The organism is Streptomyces sparsus (genome assembly GCF_054776295.1).
On record NZ_BAAHCA010000542.1, the window covers coordinates 1 to 3362 of the forward strand.

The window sequence follows — 3362 nt, forward strand, 5'->3', positions numbered from 1 at the left end:
GTCACCGGGCGGCCGCGCCGACCGGGCTAGGCTGCGGACATGCTTGTCGCTGCCGCGGTCTGCCCGTGCCCCCCGCTCCTCGTCCCCGAACTCGCGGGCGGTGCCGCCCACGAACTGGATGCGGTCCGGGTCGCCTGCTACGACGCCGTCGGCGTACTCGCCGCCGCCCGCCCGGACCGGCTGGTCGTCATCGGCCCGGCCGAGCGGGAGGACCGCGGGGTCTACCCGGCCGGCAGCCGGGGCTCGTTCTCGGGCTACGGCGTGGACATGGCCGTCCGGCTCGGTGCGGGCCCGGACACCGACCGCGAGCTGCCGCCCTCGCTGAGCGTCGCCGCATGGCTGCTGGAACGTACCCGGTGGGGTGGTGCGCCGGTCGAGGGCATGGGGGTCGGTGAGCAGCTGCCGCCCGAGCGCTGCGCCGAGGCGGGCCGGGAGCTCGCCGGGGAGGGCGAGCGCATCGCGCTGCTCGTCATGGGGGACGGCAGCGCCCGGCGCACGGTGAAGGCCCCCGGGTACTTCGATGAGCGGGCGGTCTCCTTCGACGCGGATGTCGCCCTCGCGCTGGGCACCGCGGACATCGCCGCACTCGCGGCCCTGGACGTGTCACTGGCCGCGGAACTCATGGTCTCCGGCCGGTCCAGCTGGCAGGTGCTGGCCGGTGCGGGGGAGCGGGCCGGGCTGCGCGGCCGGCTGCTGTACGACAGCGCTCCCTACGGGGTCGGCTACCTCGTCGCCAGCTGGTCCTGACGGCGCCTGCGCTTCCGGCGGCCCCGCCGCCCGGCGCGCACGGCCGTGAGGCCGTGCGGCCGAAGGGCGACGGCTGTGTTCAGCCGGCCGTCCTGCCCTCGCCTCCCGGCTGCTCGCCCTCGGGGCGGCCGGGGTTCGCGGGCCTGTCGGTCGTGCCGGTGCTTCCGGTGGCACCGGGGGCCCCGGGCTCGCCGGTCCTGCCGTCGCCGGCGCGGCCCTTGTCGTCGGAGAGCTTCTCGACGGCCTCCTTGGCCTTGCCGCTGCCCGTCCGGATGTGCTTGCTGTACTTGCCGCCGGTCCTGCGGTCGGCCATGCCGGCCGCCTTGTCGACCGCCTGTCCGACCTTGTCGTCGTGCTTGGCGAGCAGGCCCTTGACCTTGTTGAGAATGCTCATGGCGTCACCTTCCGTCGTGCGGTTCGCGTCGACTACGTGCGGGCGCTCTCGCCCGCTTCGGTGTCGGCGGCCTCGGCCGTCGACTGCTGCCGGGGAATGTCCGCGCCGTCGGCCGCGGTCATCTCCGGCTCGACGGTGTCGGCCGCGTTCTTGATCGTATCGGCTGGGGCGGGGCCGCCGTCGGACTCGGCCGCCGGCTCCGGCCCGGCGGCCGGAGCCGCCTGCTCGGCCGGGACCGCCGACGCGGACGACTCCGCACCGCCTGAGTCCTGTGCCCCGGCCTCCTGTGCCCCGGGCTCCTGCGCCCCGGGCTCCTGTGCCCCGGGCTCCGGTGATCCGGGATTCCCCTGCGGGGTGCGGGACACCTTGTCCCTCACCCAGGAAAACACGCTCATGTCTGCTCCTGTCTGGATGTCGACCGTCCGGTCTGTCGACGTGTGCGGCGGGCTCCTCCTCCCGGGCGCCGTAGCGGACGGCCGTCGGCGGCCATCCGGCGCGGCGTGAACCGGGCCCGGAGCCCCCGGGACGTCACCCAGGGGCCCCTCCGGGGCCTCGGGAAACCTCAAGATGGGGGAACGAGGGGGCCGCGGGCACGTCACGTCGCCCGTTCGTGCGGCCCGTCCGGCCTTTGCGAGACTGGGCACTGTGAAGAACGCACCTCCCTCCCCCCGGGTCATCGCCGTAGTCGGCCCCACCGCGGCCGGAAAGTCCGATCTGAGCGTGGCCCTCGCGCAGCGGCTGGGCGGTGAGGTCGTCAACGCGGACTCGATGCAGCTCTACCGGGGTATGGACATCGGCACCGCCAAGTTGACGCCCGCCGAGCGGGGCGGCGTCCCGCACCGGCTGCTGGACATCTGGGACGTGACGGTCGCCGCCAGCGTCGCCGAGTACCAGCGGCTGGCCCGCGCCGAGATCGACCGGCTGCTCGCCGAAGGCCGCCATCCCGTGCTCGTCGGCGGTTCCGGCCTCTACGTGCGCGGAGCGATCGACGCCCTCGAGTTCCCCGGAACCGACCCCGACGTGCGGGCGGCGCTGGAGGCCGAGCTGGCGGAGCACGGCAGCGGACCGCTGCACGCACGTCTGGCGTCCGCCGACCCGGAGGCGGCCCGCGCGATCCTGCCCAGCAACGGCCGGCGCATCGTCCGGGCCCTGGAGGTCATCCAGATCACCGGTCGGCCCTTCACCGCGAACCTGCCGGGGCCGGACGCCCAGCCGGGCGCCTACGACACCGTGCAGATCGGCGTGCACGTGGAACGACCGGAACTGGACCGCCGGATCACCCTGCGCGTCGACCGGATGTGGGAGGGCGGTCTCGTCGACGAGGTCCGGGAACTGGAGGCCGGCGGGCTCCGCGAGGGACGTACCGCCGCCCGGGCCCTCGGTTACCAGCAGGTGCTGTCCGCGCTGGCCGGCGAGTGCTCGATGGACGACGCGAGGGCGGAGACCGTGCGGGCGACCAAGCGGTTCGCGCGCCGCCAGGACTCCTGGTTCCGTCGCGACCCGCGGGTGCACTGGCTCAGCGGCGACGGGGACCGGGCCGCGCAACTCGCCGCGGAGGCGCTGGCACTCGTCGAACGACCGGTCACAGCCTGATCACGTGATGGCATCGGGTCGCTTCTGACGGCGTGGACGGGCCTTGCGCCGTGCCATCATCGAGCCTCAGCCGCAATGCCGAGAGTCGTAGCTGGGAGGGTGCGTGGCGATGGAGGCCGGCCCTCGCGAAAGCGACGACCCTGTACTGGAACCGCTGGAAGACGGCCCCGCGGAGGCGCCCGGGGGCGAGTCCTACGGGGAGCTGCGCCCGCCGCGGCGCCTGCGCATCTGGCAGCTCGCCCCGATCGTGGTCCTGGCGGCGACAGGCTCGTTGATGTTCGCCTTCCCGCTCGCCTTCGAGTTCGGGGACGGCGGTGCCGTCGTCGCCATGCTCGGACTGCTCATCAGCTGCTGCGCCGCCGGCTGGGGGATGATGGCCGCCCGCCGGGTCGGCCTCACCTGGCCGGGGCTGGCGCCGCGAGGTTCCGGCGCCCGCACGAACTGGCGCATGGCGCTGCTGTACGCGCTGATCGTGACCACGCTCGTGGCCCTGGCCATCTGGCGCGTCGCCCGGCTGCGCTGACGCCTCCACCGCCCACTCGCCGCTCCGCCTCCGGCCCGCCCTGGCACCTGCCGTACTGCGCGCAGCCGCCGCCTCCCGCATGCTCCGCGCCCACGCCCCCGCGCG

General features: G+C 74.8%; 5 protein-coding genes. 3 read left to right on the forward strand and 2 right to left on the reverse strand.

Annotation, left to right across the window (positions count from 1 at the left end):
* Window positions 1–39: 39 nt before the first annotated feature.
* Window positions 40–747, forward strand: a complete 708-nt coding sequence (locus ACYVE9_RS19885; RefSeq protein WP_461029239.1) for a class III extradiol dioxygenase subunit B-like domain-containing protein — start codon at window positions 40–42, stop codon at window positions 745–747.
* A 79-nt stretch (window positions 748–826) separates the two neighbouring features.
* Here ACYVE9_RS19885 and ACYVE9_RS19890 read toward each other — a convergent pair whose 3' ends face one another.
* Together ACYVE9_RS19890 and ACYVE9_RS19895 are read right to left on the reverse strand one after the other, a co-directional pair.
* Window positions 827–1141, reverse strand: a complete 315-nt coding sequence (locus ACYVE9_RS19890) for an antitoxin (RefSeq protein ID WP_461029240.1) — start codon at window positions 1139–1141, stop codon at window positions 827–829.
* A 32-nt stretch (window positions 1142–1173) separates the two neighbouring features.
* Window positions 1174–1536: a hypothetical protein gene (locus ACYVE9_RS19895; protein ID WP_461029241.1), complete on the reverse strand. Its 363-nt coding sequence runs from the start codon at window positions 1534–1536 to the stop codon at window positions 1174–1176.
* A 250-nt stretch (window positions 1537–1786) separates the two neighbouring features.
* On the opposite strand from ACYVE9_RS19895, the gene miaA reads away from it, so the two are divergent.
* Both miaA and ACYVE9_RS19905 read left to right on the forward strand, forming a co-directional pair.
* Window positions 1787–2734 carry a tRNA (adenosine(37)-N6)-dimethylallyltransferase MiaA gene (miaA, locus tag ACYVE9_RS19900; protein ID WP_461029242.1) on the forward strand — a complete coding sequence of 316 codons (948 nt, stop codon included), beginning with the start codon at window positions 1787–1789 and terminating at the stop codon, window positions 2732–2734.
* A 103-nt stretch (window positions 2735–2837) separates the two neighbouring features.
* A complete protein-coding gene (locus ACYVE9_RS19905; RefSeq protein ID WP_461029243.1) occupies window positions 2838–3257 on the forward strand; it encodes a hypothetical protein in 420 nt (139 codons plus the stop codon).
* The last annotated feature ends 105 nt before the right edge of the window (window positions 3258–3362 follow it).

Excerpts from the sequence above, each read along its gene's own strand:
- ACYVE9_RS19890 (WP_461029240.1), bottom strand. The coding sequence starts at position 1,141 with ATGAGCATTCTCAACAAGGTCAAGGGCCTGCTCGCCAAGCACGACGAC.
- ACYVE9_RS19885 (WP_461029239.1), top strand. The coding sequence starts at position 40 with ATGCTTGTCGCTGCCGCGGTCTGCCCGTGCCCCCCGCTCCTCGTCCCC.
- ACYVE9_RS19895 (WP_461029241.1), bottom strand. The coding sequence starts at position 1,536 with ATGAGCGTGTTTTCCTGGGTGAGGGACAAGGTGTCCCGCACCCCGCAG.